This is a genomic window from uncultured Gemella sp. (assembly GCF_963525165.1).
Taxonomy (GTDB): Bacteria; Bacillota; Bacilli; order Staphylococcales; family Gemellaceae; genus Gemella.
This window is the reverse complement of the sequence record NZ_CAURJN010000018.1, coordinates 1-25,885: the sequence shown is the minus strand read 5'-3', so window position 1 is coordinate 25,885 and position 25,885 is coordinate 1. Positions and strand designations below refer to the sequence as shown.

The window sequence follows — 25,885 nt, the reverse complement described above, 5'->3', positions numbered from 1 at the left end:
TTTACCTCCTATGAGAAATATACCTGAACTAGCACTACTAAGCTATTCATAAGAATATGTGAAACTATAGGCGTAAGTATACTTCTAGTATTTACATATAGAAAACTAAACACAAAAGACATCCCGATATAAACTACCATAATAGCGGAGATACCATCATGAGGTAGAGCGAAGATAATACCTGTTATTAATGCTGGGATAGTAAATCTTATCCATTCTTTACTGCCAATCATAGCATCATAGAAGTAACCGAAAACAGCTTTTCTAAAAAACAACTCTTCCATAATTGGTCCAAGAACCGCAACATAGAGAATAAAATATGGTTTCATTTTTATAATATCTACGACATTATTTGTGTTTCTACTTTTAGTTTCAAAACTAAAAAAGTTTGATAGGTATACTAACAAACCATTTATAAAACCTTGTAATAACATCATTGAAATAAATCCAATAATTCCAATCGCGATTAATGTAATAGGATTATATATGCTTTTTTGTCTATCTATATCATTTGCATTTTTTCTAGCTAAGATACTAAGTATTACTGTAGCAGTTATTGACAGAAATAGAACAATGATAACACGTTTATCTATAGTTATATTTCGAGGGAGTTGTAGCGGAAGTATAAATACTGCAAGTATATATATTAATCCACTAATAAGTAAGTGGCTAACATTGCCACGAGTGAATGAAAATCTCATAAACCCTCCTTATATTATTTTGTTAGTATCTATTATATCACCTATAATTTACACATACAACTGTTATTGTTTAATATCCCATATAAATATTAAGCAAATTTAGTATGATAAACTACTTATATAATAGAATTTTAAGGGAATTTCAGAAATTTTCTGTTAATTTCTCTTGAAACTTTTTAATATTAATGTTAGAATAAAATATAAATAAGCGAGCTGATGATGGTGAAAGTTCAGCAACTATATTGGCATTAAATACAAATTAATATTGATAAAGTTGAGTTTTTACTAATCAGGGTGGAACCGCGGAAATTATTTCGTCCCTAGATGTGCTATGGCATGTCTAGGGCTTTTTATATTTTAAAACTAGGAGGAAAAAAATAATGGAGAAAATTTTATCTCTTGCAAAAAATAGAGGATTCGTATTTCAAGGATCTGAAATCTATGGTGGATTAGCTAATACTTGGGATTACGGTCCATTAGGAATTGAATTAAAAAATAACGTAAAAAAAGCATGGTGGAAAAAATTCATTCAAGAATCATCGTATAACGTAGGATTAGATGCTGCTATCTTCATGAACCCACGTACATGGGAAGCATCAGGACACGTAGGTAACTTCAGTGACCCTATGATGGATTGTAAAGTTTGTAAATCACGTCTTCGTGCTGACAAACTTATCGAAGAATACTACTTCAATGAAAAAAATGAAGATATAGTAGTTGATGGTCTTCCATTCGAAGAATTAGAAGCTATTATCGATCGTGAAAACATTAAATGTCCAGAATGTGGTAGTCATGACTACACTAACATTCGTCAATTTAACCTTATGTTCAAAACTAACCAAGGTGTAGTAGAAAACTCTACGAGCCAAATTTACCTACGTCCAGAAACTGCGCAAGGTATCTTCGTTAACTTCAAAAACGTTCAACGCAGTATGCGTAAAAAATTACCATTCGGTATTGGACAAATCGGTAAATCATTCCGTAATGAAATCACACCAGGGAACTTCATCTTCCGTACTCGTGAATTCGAACAAATGGAATTAGAATTCTTCTGTGAACCAGGAACAGAGTTAGACTGGCACACGACTTGGAAAAACAATTGTGAGAAATTCTTGTTAGACCTAGGTATGACTAAAGAAAATATCCGTCTACGTGATCATGATCAAGAAGAATTATCTCACTATTCTAACGCAACTACTGATATCGAATTTAAATTCCCATTCGGTTGGGGAGAACTTTGGGGTATTGCTTCAAGAACAGATTATGACTTAAAACAACATATGGAACACTCAGGTCAAGATTTAACTTACCAAGATCTAACTACAAATGAAAAATTCATTCCATACTGTATCGAACCGTCAGTAGGGGTTGACCGTGTTCTTCTAGCATTCTTATGTGATGCATATAACGAAGAAGAAGTTGGGGAAAATGATACTCGTACAGTTCTAAAATTCCACCCAGCGTTAGCACCTTATAAAGCTGCTGTTTTACCACTTTCTAAAAAATTAAGTGATAAAGCTGTTGAAGTATATCAACAATTAGCAGCGGACTTTATGGTTGATTTCGATGAAACTGGATCAATCGGTAAGAGATATAGAAGACAAGACGAAGTTGGTACTCCTTTCTGTATCACTTACGACTTCGAATCAGAAAACGATGGAATGGTAACAGTTCGTGATAGAGATACTATGGAACAAACTCGTATTCCAATCGCTGAATTAAAACAATATATTGAAGAAAAAATTAAATTCTAATAAATGAACACTCAGAACGCTTGTTCTGGGTGTTTATTTTTATATTTAAGGGAAGTATGTGGGTAAAATTTTGTCGTTTAATTATGTAAATATCTAAATTAAAAGATAAATAATAAAAAAGTTCCTGTTTTATTAAAAATTTTGTAAAATAATCTTTAAATATCCGATTTTTATAAAGATAGCACTTGATAAATTATTTAAGTAGTAGTATAATTTTAAGTGTAGACGTACGATGAAATTTCAATGTATGAAATTTTAATTAAAAAAACGTACATTTAAATAAAAAAAGGAGCTTAAAGTATGAAGATTGCGGTGATTATGGGTTCAAAATCGGATTATACAACGATGGAAGAAACTTGTAAGTTGTTAGAAGAATTTGAAATTCCTTTTGATAAAAAAGTAGTAAGTGCACATAGGACACCAGATTTATTAGTTGAATTTTCAAAGAATGCAAGAAGTAATGGCTATTCTTTAATTATAGCGGCGGCGGGAGGAGCAGCACATCTTCCAGGTATGGTTGCTTCTATGACGACATTACCAGTGATTGGTGTTCCGATTAAATCAAGTGTTCTTAGTGGAGTCGATTCATTGTATTCGATAGTTCAAATGCCTGCAGGTGTCCCGGTCTTAACTATGGCAATAGGTGTAGCTGGTGCAAAAAATGCGGCTATTAGTGCCTTATCAATACTAGGAATTACTAATGAAAAGTATGCTGACAAATACGAACAATTCAAGAAAGAACAGGAAAGAATAGTATTGGAAGAGATGAAACTATGATAAAGACAATTTTACCAGGAAAAACTATTGGAATAATCGGTGGTGGTCAACTAGGAAGAATGCTTGCTATGAGCGCTAAGGAGATGGGATACAAAATTGCCGTTTTAGATCCTAGTGATAGCTGTTGTGCAAAAATTTTTAGCGATGTCTTTATTCAAGCGGAGTTCAATGATTTCGCAAGTGTTGAAAAGTTATGTTCATTAAGTGATGTCATCACTTTTGAATTTGAGAATATCGATGCCGCTTCTTTAGAAAAATTAGAGAAAAGGTATAACATTGTTCAAAGTGCAGAAGTGCTAAGAACTACTCAACACAGATATTATGAAAAAGAATTTGCTAGAAAACTAGATATTCCAACTGTAGATTATATATATGTAGAAGAAGATACAAATGTGGAAATAACAAAGCCATATTTAATGAAAACTGTGCGTTTTGGTTATGATGGAAAAGGTCAGAAAAAAATAAGCTCTAGTGAAGAAGTAGAACCACACACTTTATTAGAAGAGTTCGTTAAACTGGATAAAGAAATCTCGGTAGTTGCGGTGAAAGATAAAGATGAGGTAAATATCGTCGCAGTAGTAGAAAATGAACATAGAAATAATATTTTATATCGTTCGAAAGTACCAACTACAGCAACTAAAGAACAAGAATCTCTTGCAATAGAGTATACGAAACGAATCCTTAGTAACTTTGACTATTACGGTGTACTAACTGTTGAGTTCTTTATAAGTGAAGGTAAGGTGATTTTTAATGAAATAGCACCACGAGTTCACAATTCAGGTCATATAACGATGCAGAGTGCAACTAAGAGTCAATTTAGAGCTCATATTGAGGCAATATGTGGTTTGAAAGTCGGTAAGATAGAGAATAAAGAAACGACACTTTATAACATACTTGGTCAAAACTTAGAGTATTTTGTAGATGTGTATAAAAACAAAGGTGGGTACTTACACTTGTATGAAAAAGAACCTCGCCAAGATAGAAAAATAGGACATATTAATTTTTATGGTGATGTAATTTTAGGAGGAGAACATGACTAATAAACGAATTTTTGTAAAAAAACGCAATGGATATAATAAGGAAGAATTACAGCTAAGAGATAACCTGAACTTAGAGTTTAATCTAGGTCTTGACTCTGTAGAATTGTATGTAATTTATGATATCTTTAATATTGATGAAGAAACTTATGAACTAGCTAAAACTTCTGTGTTTTCTGAGATTGTTGTTGATGAAGTATTTGAAGATGTTGAGCTTAATGATGGGAAGTATTTCGCTTATGAAGTCTTACCTGCTCAATACGATCAAAGGGCTGACAGCGCAAAAGAAAGCATAAGATTGCTTAACTCTAAGAGTAAAGCAACTGTACGAAGTGGTAAGCTAGTTCTTTTTAACAAACAGTTAACAGATGAACAATTAGAACTTGTTGAAAGCTACTTAGTAAATCCTATTGAAGCTCGTAAGAAAGATTTATCAATTCTTGACTTTACACTAAATTCCAAGCCAAAATCACTAAAAGATTTAGCCGGATTTTTAGAGTTTGATAAAGATGCGTTACTTGGTCTTAAAAAAGAATTTTCTCTAGCGATGAATATTGAAGACTTAGTGTTTATTCAAAATCATTTTAAAAAAGAAGGTCGCGTACCAACCGAAACAGAAATCTATGTACTAGACTGTTACTGGAGTGACCATTGCCGACACACTACATTTGAAACTGTGTTAGATGAAGTTAAAATTGAGTCTGAACTTTTTCAAAAAGAGATGCAAGATGCATTTGATTATTACTTAAGCGTTCGTAATGAACTTGACCGTAACGATAAACCTATCACGCTTATGGATATGGCGAGTATTATCGGTAAATATCATGTAAAAGTATTAAAAGATGAAAATATTGAAGTAAGTGAAGAAATTAATGCATGTTCATTCTTCACTACTATAGAGAATAATGGTGAAAAAGAACGTTGGTTAATCCAATTCAAAAATGAAACTCATAATCACCCAAGTGAAATCGAACCATTCGGAGGAGCTAGTACTTGTATAGGAGGAGCAATCAGGGATCCACTATCAGGACGTAGTTACGTATATCAAGCTATGCGCATTTCAGGAAGTGGTAATGTATTACAAAAACGTGAAGATACTTTAAAACACAAACTTCCTCAAGTAGATATAGCTAAAGGGACTGCTCACGGTAACTCATCATATGGTAACCAGATTGGACTTGCGACTACTTTTGTTCGTGAATTATATGATGATAGTTATGTAGCTAAACATATGGAAGTTGGTGCTGTAGTCGGAGCTGTTAAGGACGGAGACTATAAACGTGAAACTCTTGTCGGTGGTGATATAGTTGTAATGATAGGTGGTAGAACTGGTCGTGATGGTATCCAAGGTGCGAGTGGTTCAAGTGTAGAACATACTAACGATTCATTAAATACAATGTCAAGCCAAGTTCAAAAAGGTAATGCGCCTGAAGAACGTAAGTTACAACGTTTATTTAGAAAACCAGAAGTTACAAGACTTATAAAAAAATGTAATGACTTCGGTGCTGGTGGTGTGTGTGTAGCTATTGGTGAACTTTCTGACGGTATTGAAATTCATTTAGAAAAAGTTCTTACTAAATATCAAGGATTAAATGCGACAGAATTAGCAACTAGTGAATCTCAAGAACGTATGGCAGTAGCTATTGATAAAAAAGACTACGAAGCATTTGTTCGTGAATGTGAGAAAGAAAATATTGAGTACGCTCATGTTGCTACGGTAACTAATAGACGTAGATTAGAAATGTATTACAATGATGAGAAAGTTGTTGACATGAGTGCTGATTTCTTAGAAACAAGTGGTGTTCGTCAAAGATCATCAGTAACGATGAAAGATAATACTGCCGCTAATCCATTCTTAAATAAAGAAGTAACTCGCGAAAATATCTTAAGTGAATTAGGTGAGTTAAATGTAACTTGTCAAAAAGGTCTTTCTCAAAAATTCGACTCATCTATTGGTGTTACTACAGTACTTATGCCCTTTGCTGGTAAGCATAAACTTACACCAGTTCAAGCGAGTGTTCAAGCCTTACCAACATTACATACAACAAGTGATACAGCGACAATCTTAACTTATGGATTTATTCCAAAAATTTCTTACTACTCACCATTCCTATCATCTATTTATGCGGTGTTAGAATCAGTAGCAAAAGTTTACGCAGTAGGTGGAAATAAAGATAGCTTATACTTCTCATTCCAAGAATACTTCGAAAAATTAGGAACCGATAGTACTAAATGGGGTAAAGTTACTCAAAGTTTATTAGGAAGTATTTATGCTCAAAAAGAAATTGGTAGACCTAGTATCGGTGGTAAGGATAGCATGTCAGGTACTTTCAATGACTTAAATGTAGTTGAAACATTAATTTCATTCGCTTGTACACCTGTAAAAATAGCTGATGTAATAACTCCTGAATTGAAAAAAGTTGGTAATAGTTTATACTATGTTCCTGTAGAAAAAGATGAAAAAGGATATCCAGATATTAAGAAAACTTTAGAAAATTACGAACTTGTTCATAAATATATTAAAGAAGGTAAGATAGTATCTGCATATGTACAAGAAGAGGGAAGTATTGCCGCTTCATTAGTGAAAATGTCATTAGGTAATGATCTAGGTTTTGAAGTTGAAAAAGAAAACATTCTTAACTTTGATCCAGCGTCTCTTGTAGTAGAAGCAACGGTAGAACTACCGTTTGAAAAACTAGGAAAAGTTAGTGAAAGAATTATAATTAATAACGAAGTGTTTATGCATAAAGATATTTACGAAGCATATACAAAAACACTAAATAAAGTTTATCCATTATATCAAAATGAAGATAAAGGTAATGTTGAAAATCTTCATACAGAATATAAAGAGAAAAAATATTATCCTGAATTTGTAGAAGATGTAAAAGTAGTTATTCCAGTATTCCCTGGTACAAACTGTGAGTACGATAGTGAAAAAGCCTTCTTAGAAGCGGGTGCTACACCTATTACAGTAGTTATTAGAAATACTCGTGAAAATGATATTGAACAATCTATAGAAGAATTCACAAAAGCTATTGAAGAATCTCATATCATTATGTTCCCTGGAGGATTCTCAAGTGGGGATGAACCAGATGGAAGTGCTAAATATATTGTAAACTTCTTAAAAAATAAAAAAGTTAAAGATGCAATTCATAAACACCTTGCTCAGAAAAAATTAATCTTAGGTGTATGTAATGGATTCCAAGCATTGCTTAAATCAGGGCTATTACCTTATGGTGAAGTAAGAGAGTTGGCAGAAGACGACTTAACACTTTATAGAAATGATAGTTATGAACATATTTCAACTACAGCCTTTACTCGTGTAGCTAATACAAACTCGCCTTGGTTACAAGATTTTAATATTGGTGATCAACATGAAGTAGTGTTCAGTCATGGTGAAGGTAAAGTAGTAGGACTTAATATTAACAAATTTAAACATCTTGTCGCTTTCCAATATAGTGATTTCGATGGTAATGCTACATTAAATGGTCGTTTCAATCCTAACGGTTCAGTTCTAGCTACTGAAGGATTAGTTAGTGAAGATGGACTTATCCTAGGAAAAATGGGACACAGCGAAAGATACGGAGCTACATTATATAAAACAAATACAATAAAAGTAAAACAAGATATATTCAAAAATGGAGTTAATTACTTCAAAGGGGGAAAAAAATAATGAAACTTTTATACGAAGGAAAAGCTAAACAACTGTTCGAATGCGAAAACAATGATGAAATATATGTGCATTATAAAAATAGTGCTACAGCCTTTAACGGTGTGAAAAAAGAAGAGTTTGAAGGTAAAGGGGTATTTAATAACACAATTACTTCATTAATCTTCGAATACTTAGAAAAAGAAGGTGTAAAAACACACTTCATTAGAAAAGTTAATGAAACAGATCAGATTTGTAAGCATGTAACTATTATTCCTTTAGAAGTAATTGTACGTAATATAGTAGCTGGTTCTATGGCGAAAAAATATGGGCTTGAAGAAGGAAAAAAATTAAAAAAACCTGTCTTTGAACTTAGTTATAAAAATGATGAATTAAATGACCCGCTAATTAATAATGATCATGCGGTGGCATTAGAAATCGTTACAGAAGAAGAGTTAGAAAATATCAGAACTCAAACTTTAAAAATCAACGAACTATTACAAAAATTGTACTTAGATGCAAACTTAGTACTTGTCGATTTCAAAATTGAATTTGGAAAAACTAAAGATGGTGAAATTATTTTAGCTGATGAAATTTCTCCAGATACATGTCGCCTTTGGGATAAGGATACAAATGAAAAATTAGACAAAGATAGATTTAGAAGAGATTTAGGTTCTGTAATGGAAGCTTATGAAGAAGTTTTAAGGAGATTAAAAAATGCGTAGTCTTAATGAAGAATGTGGAGTATTTGGTATTTGGGGACATCCTGAAGCTAGTAATATAACATATTTCGGTTTACATAGTTTACAACATAGGGGTCAAGAGGGAGCTGGAATTGTTTCTAAAGAGGGTACTAAACTAAGAGGACATCGTGATCTTGGTTTGGTTTCTGAGGTGTTTCGTGATAAGGAAAAATTAGAAAGACTAGTTGGAGAAAGTGCTATTGGTCATGTTAGATATGCGACTAGTGGAAGCAATAGTATTCAAAATATTCAACCATTTTTATTTCATTTCTACGATATGAGTGTTGGTATTTGCCACAATGGTAACTTGATTAATGCTAAAACTCTAAGAAGAGAATTAGAACAACAAGGTGCAATATTCCATTCTTCTTCTGATACGGAAGTACTTATTCACCTTATTAGAAGAAGTAAAAAAGAAACTTTTAAAGAACAGCTTAAAGAAAGTCTAAATATTATTAAAGGTGGATTTACATATCTAGTCTTAACTGAAAATACTCTTTACGGAGCAGTAGATCCAAATAGCTTTAGACCTTTAGCTATAGGTAAGATGAAAAATGGTGCATATGTGACTGCTAGTGAAACATGTGCATTGGATATCGTAGGTGCTGAGTTTGTTTGTAATGTAGGTGCCGGTGAGTTAGTATCTATTAATGATGAAGGTATTAGAATAGAGAAATATACTGAAGATACACAAGTAGCAATCGCTGCGATGGAATATGTTTACTTTGCTAGACCTGACTCTAACATTGCTGGAATTAATGTTCATAGTGCTAGAAAAAGAACAGGTCGTGCTCTTGCTAAAGAACAACCTACACCAGATGCAGATATGGTAATTGGTGTACCTAACTCATCTTTATCAGCTGCTAGTGGTTATGCAGAAGAAAGTGGACTTCCATATGAAATGGGATTAATTAAAAATCAATATGTTGCTCGTACATTTATTCAACCTACACAGGAACTTCGTGAACAAGGTGTAAGAATGAAGCTTTCACCAGTAAGAGGTGTTGTTCAAGGTAAGAGCATCGTTCTAGTTGATGATTCTATCGTTCGAGGTACTACATGTAAAAGAATAGTGAAGATGTTAAAAGAAGCGGGGGCTAGAGAAGTGCACGTAAGAATAGCTTGTCCACCACTTATGTTCCCGAGTTTTTATGGAATAGATATATCTACTACAGAAGAACTTATTTCGGCAAATAAAACAAATGAAGAAATATGTGAAATTATCGGAGCGGATTCACTAGGATTCTTAAGTGAACAAGGATTAATAGATTCTATTGGTTTAAACTATGATGCACCTTATTCGGGCTTATGTATGGAGTGCTATAATGGAGATTACTCAGCAGGACTATATGATTATGAAGAAAGCTACGTTAATTCAATGACAGATATTCAAAAACAATTTCTAAAAGAGAGAGGTAGAATGTAATGAGTAAAAAGTATGAAGAAAGTGGTGTAAGTCTACAAGCAGGTTATGAGAGTGTAGAACGTATTAAAAAACATGTAGCTCGTACTAAAAATCTTGGTATGATGTCAGCTATTGGTGGTTTTGGGGGAGCGTTCGACCTTAGTAGTTATAACTTTAAAAATCCTGTATTAGTTAGTGGTACTGACGGTGTAGGTACAAAATTAAAACTTGCATTTGAATTAGATATTCATAATACTATCGGTATCGATGTAGTAGCGATGTGTGCTAATGATATACTTGCTCAAGGTGCGATTCCATTATTTTTCCTAGATTATCTAGCAGTAGGTAAAAACTACCCTGAACAAGTAGAAGCAATAGTTGAAGGTGTTGCTGAAGGTTGTGTTCAAGCAGGATGTGCTATAGTAGGTGGTGAGACTGCTGAGATGGCAGGATTTTATGAAGACGGAGAATACGATATCGCAGGATTCTGTGTAGGAGCTCAGGAGAAGGAGTTATTACTAAGTACAGAAAACACAAAATCAGGTCAAATAGTAATTGGACTTCCATCAAGTGGAGTGCATTCTAATGGCTTCTCATTAGTAAGAAAAATTTTAAAAGATAATAACATTGGTTTAAACGAAGAATTTAACGGAAGTACAGTAGGAAAAACACTATTAACACCTACTAAAATCTATGTAAAAGAGGTACTAAAAGTTTTAGAAGAGGTAAAAGTAGCTGGAATAGCTCATATTACTGGAGGAGGATTCCATGAGAATTTACCTCGTGCTCTAAAAGATGGTTTAGGTATGAAGATTGATAAAAGTTCATATGAAGTACCGGAGATATTTAAGTATCTACAAGAAAAAGGTAAGATTGATGAGGATGAAATGTATCACATCTTTAATATGGGTGTAGGTATGGCATTAATAGTAAACAAGGAAGACGTCGATAAAACTTTATCATTAATTGATAATGCGTTTGTCCTTGGAGAAGTAACAGAGGAAAGTGGAATAGAAATAGTATGAAGAAAGTAGCAATATTTGCATCAGGAACAGGAAGTAATTTCGAAAAAATAGCAGATGATGAAAGATTAAAAGATAAAATATCAATTGAGCTATTAGTGTGCGATAGGAAAGATGCAGCGGTTATTAGAAAAGCACATGATAGAAATATCAAGGTATTTATATTCTCTGCGAAAGATTTTGAGTCAAAAGAAGCATATGAAAGTGTAATTTTTGAGAAAGTTAAAGATTTAGACTATATATTTTTAGCAGGATATATGAGAATTATTTCACCGTATTTCTTAGATAGATATAAAAAGACGATTCTTAATCTTCATCCATCTTTATTACCGAAATTTAAAGGAAAAGATGCTATAGAACAAGCGTTCAATGCAGGCGAGAAAGAAATAGGAATTAGTATTCATTATGTAAATGAAGAACTTGATGGTGGAGAAGTAATTGCTCAAAGATCACTTGAAGTTTCAGATGAAGATACTATAGAGACTGTTACTGAAAAAGTACATAAACTAGAACATAAATTATATCCAGAAGTAATATTGAAGTTAGTTGAGGAGGCACTATGACTAAAAGAGCATTAATAAGTGTAAGTGATAAAACAAATATTGTAGAATTTGCAAAAGGTTTAGAAAAACATGGTTTCGAAGTTATTAGTACAGGTGGAACTTATACACATCTTAAAAATAATGGAGTAAGTTGTATTAGTATTGAGGATGTTACACATTTTCCAGAAATTTTAGAAGGACGCGTAAAAACTTTGCACCCTAAAATTCATGGAGGTTTATTATCAAAACGTGGCAATGAACTTCACAATAAACATGTAGCTGAAAATAATATCGAGTATATCGATTTAGTTTGTGTAAACTTATATCCTTTTGAAGCTACTGTAAAAAAAGAAGGAGTTAGTGAAGAGGAAATTATTGAAAATATTGATATCGGTGGTCCGAGTATGCTAAGAAGTGCTGCTAAAAACTTCAACGACGTAGCGGTAGTTACTGATATCAATGACTATGAAAAAGTTCTAGAAGAACTTGAACAAGGTGGCATAACGTATGAAACACGTCGTGCTTTAGCGATTAAAGTATTTAATACTACTGCAAGTTACGATGCTGCAATTGCGAATTACTTTAATAAAAAAGATAATTTAGTACCTGAAAAATTAACATTATCGTATAAACTTCAAGATAGTCTTCGTTATGGTGAGAACCCTCATCAAAAAGCTTATCACTATGTACAAGATAATAATGAAAGTTATGCTTTGCAAAATGCTGTGCAACTTCACGGTAAGGAAATGTCATACAATAATATTCAAGATGCTTCTGCGGCACTGGATATTCTTTCAGAGTTTGATGAGACTACATGTGTTGCTGTTAAACATATGAATCCATGTGGAGTAGCGACAGGGAATTCTGTATTTGAAGCCTATAGTCGTGCATATGAAGCGGATCCTGTGTCTATCTTTGGAGGAATTGTTGCTGTAAATGGAAAAGTAGACAAAGAAACTGCTGAAAAAATGCACAGTATCTTTTTAGAAATTATACTAGCAACAGATTATGATGAAGAAGCGTTAGAGATACTAACTAAGAAGAAAAATCTACGTATTTACAAACTATCAGAAAAAAATAATAATCATGAACAACAAATTAAAAGTGTTCGAGGTGGAATCTTAGTACAAGATTTTAATGATAAACTTGCTGATGAATATGAAAGTGTAACTGAGAAAAAAGTTGATGAAAGTCAACAAAGAGATATTGAGTTTGGCTTAAAAGTGGTAAAACACGTTAAATCAAACGCAATAGTAGTAGTAAAAGATGGGCAAACTTTAGGAATTGGTGCTGGTCAGATGAATAGAGTAGGTTCATGTAAAATAGCTTTAGAACAAGCAGGGGAAAAAGCAAGAGGTGCAGTGCTAGCTTCTGATGCATTCTTCCCGATGAGAGATAGTGCTGATATTGCGGCTGATTACGGTATTGCTGCGATTGTACAGCCAGGTGGATCTATACGAGATCAAGAAAGTATTGATGCATGTAATGAGAAAGGTGTGGCGATGGTCTTCAGTAAAATACGCCACTTTAAACACTAATATGGCTAAAGTATTAGTAGTAGGAAGCGGCGGTAGAGAGCACGCTATCGCTTATAAATTCCATAAAGAAGGTCACGAAGTACATATGGCAGGAATCAATCCTGCGGTCGAAGAATTTGGAGTATGTGTAGCACTAACAGAAGACCAAATACCAAGCTACGCAAAAACAAATAGTATCGATCTTGTTTTTGTAGGACCTGAAGTGCCATTAGTTAATGGTCTAGTAGATGAATTACAAAAAGAAGGTGTTCGCGCCTTTGGACCATCTAAACTTGCAGCACAATTGGAAGGGAGTAAAGTATTCTCAAAAATGATGATGAGAAAATACAATATTCCGACAGCAAAATATGAAAGTTTCAACGATTATGAACTGGCAAAAGAGTACTTAAGCAAGCAAAAAGCACCGATTGTCCTTAAAGCAGATGGTTTAGCTGCGGGGAAAGGTGTAATTATAGCGAATACTTTAGAAGAAGCACAAGCTGAACTTAAAGAAATGATGTGTAATGCTAAATTCAATAAGGCAGGTTCTAGTGTCGTTATCGAAGAATTTCTTCAAGGTGAAGAATTTTCGTTAATGTGTTTTGTCTCTGATAGAAAAGTTTATCCAATGGAAATTGCACAAGATCACAAACGTGCATTTGATAATGATGAAGGTTTAAATACTGGAGGTATGGGAGCATATCTACCACTTAAGAAAATCACTCAAGATGACATTGATGAAGGTGTTAGAAATGTAGTTCAACCTATGGTTGATGCAATGAGTGATGAAGGAATGCCATTTTACGGAATATTATATGCTGGTCTAATGAAATGTCATGACGGAGTAAAAACTATTGAATTTAACGTTCGTTTTGGGGATCCAGAGAGTGAAATATTACTTTTATCATTAGAAAGTAGTTTATACGAAATAGCAAATAATATTATCGATGGCAAAGAAGTAAAATTATCATGGAGCAAAGATGCCTTTATCGGTGTCGTAATGGCAGCGAAAGGATATCCGGAGCACAGTGAAAAAGGTGCTGTAATACATGGCTTAGATAAAGTGTCTACACCAGTATTCCATATGGGAACTAAGCGTGTAGGTGATGATATAGTAATTAATGGTGGTCGTGTATTATTAGTCTGTGCACAAGGAAAGAGCTTGCAAGAAGCATATGAAAAAGTGTATAATGAGATAGTAAAAATAGAATGTGAAGAACTATTTTACAGAAAAGATATCGGTCACTTGTCTTTATAGTATTTTGATATAGATCGATTGAAAAAATAGAACATCAGGAGATTATTGCAATGATTGAAAGATATAGTAGAGAAGAAATGCGAAATATCTTTAGCGATGAAAATCGTTTTAAAGCATATTTAGAAGTAGAACTTTATGCGACAGAAGCTTGGAGTACATTAGGTGTTGTACCGAAAGAAGACGTTGAAAAATTATTCGCTAATGCAAAATTTGACCTACCGGGAATTTTAGAATTAGAAAAAGAAACAAAACATGACATAGTAGCATTCACACGTAACGTTTCTAGTTATCTAGGTGATGAGAAAAAATGGGTGCACTATGGTTTAACATCTACTGATGTTGTTGATACTGCTTATGGTTATTTATATAAACAAGCTAACGATATACTTTACAAAGATTTATTAAATTTCCAAGAAGTATTAAAAGAAAAAGCATTACAATATAAATTCACACCTTGTATCGGACGTACTCATGGAGTGCACGCTGATATTAGTAGTTTTGGATTGAAATTTGCTCTATATTATGATGAATTTAATCGTCATATCAAACGTTTCAATGAAGTAAGAAAAATTATCGAAGTTGGGAAAATATCTGGTGCGGTAGGTACATTCTCAAATACACCACCAGAAGTTCAAGACTATGTTTGTGCAAAATTAGGAATTGAATCAAGTAACATTTCAACACAAACTCTTCAACGTGATAGACATGCTGATTACTATGCAACTTTAGCATTAATTGCAAGTTCAATCGAAAAAATTGGAGTGGAAATTCGTCACCTACAACGTACAGAAGTAAGAGAAGCAGAAGAATTCTTCTCGAAAAATCAAAAAGGTTCAAGTGCAATGCCTCATAAACGTAATCCGATTTCAAGTGAGAACATGGCAGGATGTGCTAGAATCATGCGTGGATATATGTTTGCAGCTTATGAAAATATTCCGCTATGGCATGAACGTGATATTTCTCACTCAAGTGCGGAAAGAATCTTAAGTAGTGACGCAACGACATTATTAGATTATATGTTAAATAGATTTACTAATGTTGTGAAAAATCTAACAGTATTTACTGATAATATGATTAAAAATATTTATGCAACTAATGGCGTAATCTTCGCTCAAAGAACTATGAGTAATCTTATTGAAAAATACTCATTCTCACGTGAAGAAGCGTACGATTTAGTACAACCATTAGCGATGAAATCGTGGTTTGAAGGTATTCCATTTAGACAACTACTTGAAGAAAATGAAACTATAAAAAATACAGTGTCTAAAGAAATATTAGATAGCTGTTTCGATCTAAATGTACACCTTGTAAATATTGACAAAATATACAAACGTATTCCTGGATTGGAAGATTAAAATAATAAAATAAAGTCCAAAGAAAAGAGGTAGATTAAATGAAGTCAGACTTTCAAATTTCAAATGAATGTGAAAAGAAACATATTGCTGAAGTAGCAGGTAAATTAGGGATAAAAGAAGAAGATTTAATATTATACGGAAATCACAAAGCAAAAATCCAAACAAAAAATATTAAAAAAGATATTAATGAAGATGCAAAACTAGTATTAGTTACATCTATTAACCCAACATCAAGTGGAGAAGGGAAAAGTACTGTAACTATTGGTTTATCTGATGGATTAAATAGAATCGGGAAAAAATCTTGTGTAGCACTACGTGAACCATCTTTAGGACCTGTATTAGGAAGAAAAGGTGGAGCAGCTGGTGGAGGATATGCACAGGTTGTACCAATGGAAGACATTAATCTTCACTTTACTGGAGATATGCACGCTATTACTACAGCACACAATGCAATCGCAGTATTAGTAAATAACCACGTATTCCAAGGAAACGAATTAGAAATAGATAAAATCGTCTTTAACCGTGTAATGGACATGAATGCGCGTGATTTACGTCATGTTAAAGTAAACGCAGGAACTGACTTAGAACGTCTTGACGGATTTGATATTACTGTAGCTAGTGAAGTAATGGCTGTTCTATGTCTATCAGAAGGAATTTCTGATCTTAAAGAAAAATTAAGCAATATCCTTGTAGCTTATAATAAAAAAGGTGAACCTGTTTACCTAAAAGATTTGAAAATTGAAGGTGTTATAACTTCATTATTAAAAGATGCTATTAAACCGAATATTGTTCAAACACTTGAGAACAACCCAGCGATTATTCACGGTGGACCATTCGCTAACATTGCACACGGATGTAACTCAATCTTAGCTACAAAAACAGCTTTAAAATTCGCTGATTACGTAATTACAGAAGCAGGATTTGGAGCAGACTTAGGAGCTGAGAAATTCTTAAACATTAAATGTCGTAAAGCAGGACTTAAACCAAAAGCTGCTGTAGTAGTAGCTACTGTTAAAGCATTAAAACTACACGGTGACATTGAAGAAAAAGATCTAAAAGAAGAAAACTTAGAAGCATTAGCTAAAGGTGTTCAAAACTTAGAAAAACACATTGAAAACTTACGTAAATTCAATTTACCGATAGTAGTTGCCCTAAATGTTTTTGTTACTGATACAGAAAAAGAATTAGCATTCTTAGAAAACTGGGCAAAAGAACAAGGTGTAGAATTCTCTCGTACAGAAGTATGGGAAAAAGGTGGACTTGGTGGAGTAGACCTAGCAGAAAAAGTGGTAAAAGCTGTTGAAGAAAATGATAAAGAACTACAATTATTATACAAAGATGAAGCTTCAATTACTGAAAAAATCGAAACAGTATGTCGTGAGATTTATGGAGCTGATGGAGTTAACTTCTCTGATGAGGTTAAAGCTGAAATCGAAAGAATCGAAAGACTTGGATTCAAACATCTTCCAGTATGTATGGCGAAAACTCCAGCTTCGTTAACAGATAATGCGAAAATTAAAGGACGTCCTACAGGATTTAACATTACTATCAATGATGTTAAACTACGCAGTGGTGCTGGATTCGTAGTAGCTTATGCGAATAAAGTACTAACAATGCCAGGACTTCCAAAAGTACCAAGTGCATTAAATATCGATATCGATGAAGAAACAGAAACAATAGTTGGAATCTTCTAATATAAAATATACGACAGATTAAAATAAAGAGTTAGATAATAGTTCGAGGTAAGGAAAATCCCTGCCTCGACCTTTTTTTTAGTGTACAATCGATATTAAATAAATTTTGTGGGGGCTCAACAAAAGCTTGTTTGAATTACCCCGTTTTTTCTTGTTTTTAATGTATTTTTTGTGAAAATTCAAGCTAGATTTAGTTCTTGTATGCATGAGTAACTAATGTAAATGTAAAAAATAAAAAATAAGTGTGGACTTATTTACTATTTAGGTTATAATATACTTGAGAAAATATATTTATAAGATGAAATTAAGCCACTCATGTTTGTATTAGTGAGTATTTCATAAGATTGTCGGTGGATAAAAGATAGGAGGAAAATAAATGATAAGAAAAGAAAGAACTTATGGTTTTTTCAGAAAGACTAAGAAATATGGATTAGTAGGTTGTATAAGTTTTTGCGGAATATTAGCATACGGTGCAATGGATAATAGTCAAATAATAAGTAAAGAAGCTCATGCCGCAGTTGTAAAAGGTGGAGCTGATATTGTGGATACAGATGTTCATAATAAAGAAACTAGCGGTGTTGCTATGACGTATACTAGTTTTGACAGCAATGGATCAAAACAGGTTGCTTCAGGTAGTGGAGTATTTGTCGCACCAAATGTTATGGTGACAGTTGCTCACAATTATTTAGATAAAGACAAAGCTTCTGGTTCAGGTTATGTTCGTGGAGGTAATAGTGCTCAAAGCTATGTTGTTATGAACTCTGATACGGAAAAACGTAACAATACACCAGCGAATGGAACTAGCGATATCATACCAAAAGGAAATATTTATTACTATAATCAAAAAGAATTTGCTAAATCTTACGAAAATGATTTAGCAGCTGTAGTTACAGAACGTCCTGTAGAAGCGATGACAAACGGTGAAGATAAACCACGTGAAATTGGTGTCGCTAGTCAAGGTGATAATATTACTTTAGTAGGTTATCCAAATGATTTCTCTTCGAAAAGATTGTCAGAAGCAACGAAAGCAAGATTAAAAGATGGTAAAATGTATAAAATCTCTGGTATATTATCAAGTCTAAATACAACTACTGGTGACGGTACTTATAATACGAGTGCTTTAGGTGGATTCTCAGGAGGTCCAATTTTTAATGATAAAGGCGAAGTTGTAGGTATTCATCAACATGGTACAAATACGGATGCAGGAACTGATGCTGAGCAGCATGGTGGAGGTTTATTTTTCACCGATAAACATAGATCTTGGATAAATAAAATGATAGAAGAACATGGTATCAAAGGTTGGTTTGTTAGTGGTAATGATAAATATTATTATGATGACAACCATAGGGCGTTAGTAAGTACAGAGCGTGAAATAGATGGTGCTAGATATTCATTTGATATTAACGGTCGCGGAAGATTACTATCAGGTACAGAAAAAGGTAAAGTAGTACTTAAAATTAAGAATGAAGCTGGAGAAAAGTTAGTAGAAAGAATTGTCGCGCAAGGTAATGTAGGTTCTGCGGTTAATTACAACTTTAAACAAGATAAGGAAAACAAAGAACTATTCGGCAAAAATCCTAACGCCACAATTGTATCTATTGATGGAGAGGCGATCAATAAGAAGTTTAATGAAAATTGGTCTAAGGATTTTGTAAGTAAACTATCATTAGGGAATACATATATTGATGCTATTATTAAAGGAGACAACTTCGTTAGAACACAACATGGGCAAGTAGATACATCTGGTGATGTTACGCTTCCTAAACCAAGTGATGAGGTGAAGAATGCACCGAATGGACTTCGTAATTTTGATGCAACAGCGATTATAGTAACTCCTGATGGTACGGGTTCTGGTACACTAATTGAAAAAGATTTATTACTTACAGTCGCTCATAACTTCTTGAAGTTTGAGAATGGTAAGGTAATGAAAAAAGCTACTGGTAATAATGATAAGAAATATTATGCAGTACTTCCAAATGGTAAAAAGGTATTCTTTACAGACTCTGATATTCATTATTGGAAAAAAGATGATTCAGTTGTTGGATTTACGCATGATCTTGCTTTAGTTAAGTTTAAAGAGATTGTGGATAATGTTACGCCTGCTACTGTAAAAAAAGATGTTTCTGTTGTAAATAGTGGTGATAAAGTGTCAGTTTATGGTTTTCCTGATGGTAAATTAAAGCCAGTTATCGACACTAAAGTTACTGATGTAGTAGACCGTGGTGCTGGTTTAACTGGTATTGGATATACGGGTACTAAACCAGGTGCATCAGGTGGTGGACTTTATAATGATAAGGGTGAAATTATCGGCGTACATCAAAATGGAGTTGTTGGGGAAAGAAGTGGTGGATTAGTCTTTTCTAAAGAACAACTCGATTGGGTAAAATCTTATATTGATGGTAAACCGACAGAACCTGTATATAGAAAGGAAGAAAATATAGATTACAGCGATGTTGCTGAGTTCGAGTTAAAGGATTTAAAAGATGATTCTAAATTAAAACAATGGTTTAGCGACAGAGTAAAAAAAATAGGAATTGAAGATAAAATAAGATTATCTGTTGATGGAAATATATTATTTGAGAAAAAAATAGATACCGCTACTAAAGAAGATTTTGAGATAAAAACAGGATTATATAAAATTGAATCAATAGTAGAAAAAGAAGAAAAAATTCCTTTCAGTACAAAATATGTAGCAGATGAAGAACTAAAAAAAGGGGAAAGATCTGTAATTAAAAAAGGTATTGACGGAGTAATTAAAACGACTTATATCAAGGATGAAGATGGGAATTTAATATTAGATAAAGAAACTAAAGAACCAGCTGTTGATGAGGTAGCTAAAGTAGGGGTTAAGTCTACAGAAAATACAAAGGAAATTTTGTCAAATACAGTATATGTAGCAGATAAAGAAAAAGCGAGAGGACTATCTAACGAGCGTATAGAAGGTTCTAACGGTTATGAAAAAGAAGTTATAAAATATACACTTAATGAGAAAGATGGAACAATAAGTGAAACTGTAGAAAAAACAGAAAAGAAAGCAACTGATACAATAATAAAAGTTCCCGCGAAGGATAAAGTAGAAGTTACAGAAATACCAAGTCCGGTAAGATACGAAAAAGATAGTACGCGAGAAAAAGGACAAAAAAATATTACTATTCCTGGAGAAAAAGGAACAAGAAAAGTAACGACAACGTACGAAGTAAATCCAAAAACAGGAGAAGTAACAGAACGAACAGGAACGCCAGAGGTGAAAGAAGCAACTGAGACAGTAGTAAAAGTTGCGGTGAAAGATAAGGTAGAAGTTACAGAAATACCAAGTCCGGTAAGATACGAAAAAGATAGTACGCGAGAAAAAGGACAAAAAAATATTACTATTCCTGGAGAAAAAGGAACAAGAAAAGTAACGACAACGTACGAAGTAAATCCAAAAACAGGAGAAGTCACAGAAAAAGTAGGAACTCCAGAAGTAAAAGACGCAACGGAGACAGTAGTGAAAGTTGCGGTGAAAGATAAGGTAGAAGTTACAGAAATACCAAGTCCAATAAGATACGAAAAAGATAGTACGCGAGAAAAAGGACAAAAAAATATTACTATTCTTGGACAAAAAGGAACAAGAAAAGTAACGACAACATACGAAGTAAATCCGAAAACAGGAGAAGTCACAGAAAAAGTAGGAACTCCAGAAGTAAAAGACGCAACGGAGACAGTAGTGAAAGTTGCCGCGAAGGATAAGGTAGAAGTAGTTCAAAGAGAAAATGGGAAAAAGGTAAAAGTAACAACTATATATACCGTTGATGCAAAAACAGGAAATATAACACAAACAGAAAGAGAAGAAGAAATCTCTAGTGAGGTTATAACATCTAAATCAGAAGAAAAAGTCCCAACTGTAGAAGAATTGAAACCGTTCGAAGGTGGAGTAATTTCAGAAGTAGCATCGGTCAAAGAAGAATTACCTGAACTTAAAGTAGCATTTTTAAGAGATGAAGAAGGCAATGTCTTAGATGTTTTGGCAATTTCTGAAAAACCAAAAGAACCAAAAGAACTAAAAGGCTATAAATACACAGGAAAAGAAGAAGTAGATAGTGAAGGAAATAAAATCTACATTTATAAAAAAGCCGGATTAAATGCTATTCAAACTGTAGAGCAAGATGCTATTGTTGTTAATCAATCGCAAGTATTAAAAGAAAATACTGAAAGTAAAACTGAGATTACTACTGATAAGAACGATAAAAAAACAGTAGATAAAATACTGCCTAATACAGGAAAGACACCTATAGAACATGGAGTATTAGGTGGAATGTTACTTGCTGCAACAATGATGTTAGCCAAACGAAAAGTAAAAAAATAATATAATAAAATAAAGAGGAGACTTAGATTCATTTTACAAAATTGGATATGATAGGCTCCTCTTTATTATAAGTTTTTGTTGTTTGTTAAATTCGGAGGGCTGTGAATAAAGGTTTTGTAAATCGGGATATCTGCTAAATTAATAGAAAAACTTAACTTGAAATTTTTAATAAATAGATTATTACTAATTGTTTTTAATGAAAGCGTATAAAAGTGAACAAAGTGTGAAAACAGATTATATTGTCCGATAATTTTGAGTTTTTTATAAAAAATGGTTGTAAACGTCTGTATTTATGATATAATTATTAATGGAAAAAATATTTGCTTTCAGGAGGCGCAACTTATGTCAATAATCGTAGTAGTAGGTTCACAATGGGGAGATGAAGGTAAAGGTAAAATTACCGACTTTTTAGCAGAACGTGCTGATGTAATTGCTCGTTATCAAGGGGGTAACAACGCAGGACATACTATTAAGTTTGATGGAAAAACTTACAAACTTCAATTAATCCCATCTGGAATTTTTAATGAAGAAAAACTTTCAATTATCGGTAATGGTCTTGTTGTAGATCCTAAATGGATTTGCAGTGAGATTGATAGATTAAAAGAAAGTGGAGTTACTTGCAACGGATTAAGAATCTCTAACAGAGCACACGTAGTATTACCATACCACTTAAAACTTGATGAGGTTGAAGAAGCTCGTCGTGGTGAAAATAAAATTGGTACTACGAAAAAAGGTATCGGACCATGTTATGTAGATAAATACAAACGTTGCGGTATCCGTATAGCTGACTTATTAGATGCTGATCTATTCAAGAAAAAATTAGAACAAAATCTGAAAGAAAAAAATGAACTATTTGAAAAAATCTATGAAACTGAAGGATTCACAGTAGAAGAAATCTTCAATGAGTACTTCGAATATGGAAAACAATTAGCACAATATGTTACAGATACTTCTAAAGTATTAGAAGATACACAAAATGAAAATAAAAATATCTTATTTGAAGGTGCTCAAGGTGTAATGTTAGACATCGATCACGGTACATACCCATATGTTACTTCATCTAATCCATCTGCAGGTGGAATCACAGTAGGTAATGGATTCGTACCAACAAACGGTCTTAAAGTATTAGGAATTTCAAAAGCTTATACTTCACGTGTAGGTGATGGACCATTCCCAACTGAATTATTCGATGAAATCGGAGATACAATTCGTGAAGTTGGTCATGAGTACGGAACAGTTACTAAACGTCCACGTCGTATTGGATGGTTTGATACTGTAGTGATGCGTCATTCAGCTCGTGTATCAGGTATGACTAATCTGTCAGTAAACTGTCTAGATGTTCTTACAGGACTTAAAGAAATTAAAATCTGTACAGCATACGATTATAAAGGTGAAATCTTAACAGAATACCCAGCTAATGAAAACATCATTAAAGATTGTAAGCCAATCTATGAAACATTACCAGGATTTGATGAAGATATTACAGGCGTAACATCACTTGATGAGCTTCCTGATAACGCAAGAAAATATCTAGAAAAAATTGAAGAATTAGTAGGTGTTAAAATCTCTGTATTCTCTACTGGACCAGATAGAACACAAACTCACTTACTAGAAGATTTATGGAAATAATCTAATATAAAAATAGAGATGAACTTCGAGGTAATTGGAACTATACCTCGAGGTTTATTTTTGTAAAAATTAGATTGAAAAAAATAGAGGACACAAGGTGACGAATATGTCACATAGAGTAGTTATTTTTATAGATATAAAGAGAATATATTAGAATATGACGTATTTGTCACGTTATTAAAATAAGTATTAATTTAATGGTAAAATATATGAGAAAAGACTATTTTAATAATCTTTAATGTATTTATTTATAGAAGAAAATAGGTATAAATTATTCTTAATATTAAAGTTTAGGAGATAAGGAATGAATGAGAAGAATTTGCATGGAAGTATTTTTAAAAAACTAAGAGAGGAGAGAGGATATAAGTTAAAAGATGTCGCAGGCGATGTAATCTCTACGAGAACATTAATGCGCTTTGAAACTGATGAGACTAGTATTTCAATTGCAGTTTTTGAGAAATTATTGGAAAATTGTGGTATAGAGTTTCTAGATTATTTAGTATATTACTATGACAATGCTAACATAGAAACTTCTGAATTTTCAAAAAAAATTAATGAATATCTACAATCTGGTTCTCCATCAAAGATAATAAATGAATGTAAAAAGGAACTAAAGAAAAAAAATATTGAACTATCAAAAAGACTAGATATTTTATCGGCTATACAAGCAGTGGGTTGGAAAGAAGATAGAGAATTATTTGATAATAATAAGAGAATAATTAGGGAGATAATTGAGTCAACTAATAAATTAGGTTGGAATGAAATGTCCGGACTTAAATTTTTAATATATTCCGCTTCACGAGAAGAGTATTCAGTTGAATATATTGATAGAATTATTGAAGAGTGTTTACAAAATATTCCCGTTAGGAATTATCTGAATCAATACGTTGGTGGGGCATATTGTAATTTATTAATTTCATCATTAGCATTTTTATCAAGAAATGGTTATTATGAATTAGTTGAAAAAAGATGTAAGGAGGCAATTGAACTTTTTGATGGACAACCATTGTTAATAGAAAAAATGAATTATTATGCCGACGTAATGAGCATCTTAGCTATAGCATATTTACGCCAAAATAAAAAAGAAGGTATTGCTCTTGCTAATAAGGTTTTAAAATATAAAAACATTGTTGCGGAAATTACGGATGATGCTTATTATAAACGTTTAAGAGACATTGTTTATAAAAGTTTTTGTGAAGCAAATAAAACAGGTATTGATATTGAATTTTAATAATTTATGAAATTGTTAAGGAAATGGGGTTGACCCAAAAGTTCTAAATTTAAAAAAAGTGTATATGAGAACTCATAGACACAGTGATTTATTGATATCTAAATTCGCTTTGTAAAAGCTATATATATAATAAACCACTGAGAAAAGTGACTCAAAAATCTCGCTTATTCGAAATCGTGATTCTTGAATCACTCCCAGTTTAATTAATATGTATTATATTTAAAGAGGAGATAAACAGTGCAAGAATTTGATATTCATAGTTATAATTCCATTTTTGAATTATATATTAAAGTTTTGCGACATATATGTCACTTATTGTTCATCCTGAATATCAAAATTACTGAAAAGAAGAGAAAAATGACAATTTCTTCGCAAAATATGTAAACATAAAAATGTTATGATAAAATATAGGTATAAATAAACTAAGGAGGGATGTTTTAGTTTTCGAAGTATAGCATTATTAGCAGGATTTGGAACTTTGATGAATTATTTAATAAATTGAAATAAAAAGTTTTTAGTGTATTGGTGTATTGACTGTTTAAGTGATATTGAATTAAACAGATGTTTTTAAAGACTATAGAGTATTTCAATAAAGTAATATATAAAAGAGAGAAATCTTAAAAGTAATAGTTATGCTCTATCAAGAAAAGGATATATTTTATAAACATATATTTTTGATGATTGAAAAATAGTAATTCACGTTTCGCATAATATATAGATATAAACAATTTTTAAAAATAATATGTTTTGTAAAATGGAAGTTTAGAAGTTTATAAAAAGTACTTATAAGAAGGTCAAAACAACACAACAAAAAAAGAAGTTTATGAATTAAGAGAGGGCTGATTCAAAAGTCCTAAAATTTTAAAAAGTGTATATGATAACTCATAGGCGCAGTGGTTTATTGATATCTAAATTTGCTTTATAAAAGCTTTTTAGATATCTAATAAACTTTACGGGGGGTGACTCGACAAGATCTTATTTCTTCGGAATCGGGATTTTTGAGTCACTCCCTTTTTATGAGGAACAATAAAAAATATATAATTATTCAAATGTCCTTTAAAATATTTTTTTGATTATATTTTCAATGAAGTTATAAATGTTTGTATTTTTGATTAACGGAAAAATCGTAGGTTATCAAGTGTAATTTGTTAATGTTTGATATAATTTATAAGGCTCATCAAAAAATCGGACTGATGGAAAAAATCAGTTCGATTAAATTATATACA

The 25,885-nt window shown here is 32.5% G+C and carries 16 protein-coding genes; 15 read left to right on the top strand and 1 reads right to left on the bottom strand.

Features of this window, described 5'->3' with window-relative positions; all coding sequences use genetic code 11:
• Positions 1-8: 8 nt before the first annotated feature.
• Positions 9-701, bottom strand: coding sequence for a type II CAAX endopeptidase family protein (locus RWQ74_RS04955; RefSeq protein WP_314397181.1), 693 nt, complete (start codon positions 699-701; stop codon positions 9-11).
• A gap of 380 nt (positions 702-1,081) precedes the next feature.
• Here RWQ74_RS04955 and RWQ74_RS04950 point away from each other — a divergent pair, with 380 nt between their 5' ends.
• The 15 genes from RWQ74_RS04950 (at position 1,082) to RWQ74_RS04880 (ending at position 24,659) form a co-directional block, all read left to right on the top strand.
• A complete protein-coding gene (locus tag RWQ74_RS04950; protein ID WP_314397180.1) occupies positions 1,082-2,455 on the top strand; it encodes a glycine--tRNA ligase in 1,374 nt (457 codons plus the stop codon).
• Positions 2,456-2,755: 300 nt separating this feature from the next.
• Entirely contained in the window at positions 2,756-3,232 is a 477-nt protein-coding gene (purE, locus tag RWQ74_RS04945; RefSeq protein WP_314397179.1) for a 5-(carboxyamino)imidazole ribonucleotide mutase, read from the top strand.
• On the top strand, positions 3,229-4,272 hold the full coding sequence (locus tag RWQ74_RS04940) for an ATP-grasp domain-containing protein (RefSeq protein WP_314397178.1): 1,044 nt from the start codon (positions 3,229-3,231) through the stop codon (positions 4,270-4,272). Before purE ends, RWQ74_RS04940 begins: the two co-directional genes overlap by 4 nt.
• Positions 4,265-7,942, top strand: coding sequence for a phosphoribosylformylglycinamidine synthase (locus RWQ74_RS04935; protein WP_314397177.1), 3,678 nt, complete (start codon positions 4,265-4,267; stop codon positions 7,940-7,942). Before RWQ74_RS04940 ends, RWQ74_RS04935 begins: the two co-directional genes overlap by 8 nt.
• Positions 7,942-8,643: a phosphoribosylaminoimidazolesuccinocarboxamide synthase gene (gene purC / locus RWQ74_RS04930; protein WP_314397176.1), complete on the top strand. Its 702-nt coding sequence runs from the start codon at positions 7,942-7,944 to the stop codon at positions 8,641-8,643. The genes RWQ74_RS04935 and purC overlap by 1 nt, the downstream gene beginning before the upstream one ends.
• Positions 8,636-10,087: an amidophosphoribosyltransferase gene (gene purF / locus RWQ74_RS04925; RefSeq protein ID WP_314397175.1), complete on the top strand. Its 1,452-nt coding sequence runs from the start codon at positions 8,636-8,638 to the stop codon at positions 10,085-10,087. Before purC ends, purF begins: the two co-directional genes overlap by 8 nt.
• Positions 10,087-11,091 (top strand): phosphoribosylformylglycinamidine cyclo-ligase, encoded by a 1,005-nt coding sequence (gene purM, locus RWQ74_RS04920; protein ID WP_314397174.1) that lies wholly within the window; start codon positions 10,087-10,089, stop codon positions 11,089-11,091. The genes purF and purM overlap by 1 nt, the downstream gene beginning before the upstream one ends.
• A complete protein-coding gene (gene purN, locus RWQ74_RS04915; RefSeq protein WP_314397173.1) occupies positions 11,088-11,651 on the top strand; it encodes a phosphoribosylglycinamide formyltransferase in 564 nt (187 codons plus the stop codon). The genes purM and purN overlap by 4 nt, the downstream gene beginning before the upstream one ends.
• Complete coding sequence (gene purH, locus RWQ74_RS04910) at positions 11,648-13,168, top strand: bifunctional phosphoribosylaminoimidazolecarboxamide formyltransferase/IMP cyclohydrolase (RefSeq protein ID WP_314397172.1); 1,521 nt, start codon at positions 11,648-11,650, stop codon at positions 13,166-13,168. Before purN ends, purH begins: the two co-directional genes overlap by 4 nt.
• Position 13,169: 1 nt before the next feature.
• Positions 13,170-14,405 carry a phosphoribosylamine--glycine ligase gene (gene purD, locus RWQ74_RS04905; protein ID WP_314397192.1) on the top strand — a complete coding sequence of 412 codons (1,236 nt, stop codon included), beginning with the start codon at positions 13,170-13,172 and terminating at the stop codon, positions 14,403-14,405.
• Between the two features lie 50 nt (positions 14,406-14,455).
• On the top strand, positions 14,456-15,760 hold the full coding sequence (gene purB / locus RWQ74_RS04900) for an adenylosuccinate lyase (RefSeq protein ID WP_314397171.1): 1,305 nt from the start codon (positions 14,456-14,458) through the stop codon (positions 15,758-15,760).
• A gap of 38 nt (positions 15,761-15,798) precedes the next feature.
• Positions 15,799-17,454, top strand: a complete 1,656-nt coding sequence (locus tag RWQ74_RS04895; RefSeq protein ID WP_314397170.1) for a formate--tetrahydrofolate ligase — start codon at positions 15,799-15,801, stop codon at positions 17,452-17,454.
• 376 nt (positions 17,455-17,830) lie between these two features.
• Positions 17,831-21,799, top strand: a complete 3,969-nt coding sequence (locus tag RWQ74_RS04890; RefSeq protein ID WP_314397169.1) for a trypsin-like peptidase domain-containing protein — start codon at positions 17,831-17,833, stop codon at positions 21,797-21,799.
• Between the two features lie 342 nt (positions 21,800-22,141).
• A complete protein-coding gene (locus RWQ74_RS04885; protein ID WP_314397168.1) occupies positions 22,142-23,428 on the top strand; it encodes an adenylosuccinate synthase in 1,287 nt (428 codons plus the stop codon).
• 304 nt (positions 23,429-23,732) lie between these two features.
• The gene (locus RWQ74_RS04880) at positions 23,733-24,659 is read left to right on the top strand and encodes a helix-turn-helix transcriptional regulator (protein ID WP_314397167.1); all 927 of its coding nucleotides are present in this window, start codon (positions 23,733-23,735) and stop codon (positions 24,657-24,659) included.
• Positions 24,660-25,885: the final 1,226 nt, after the last annotated feature.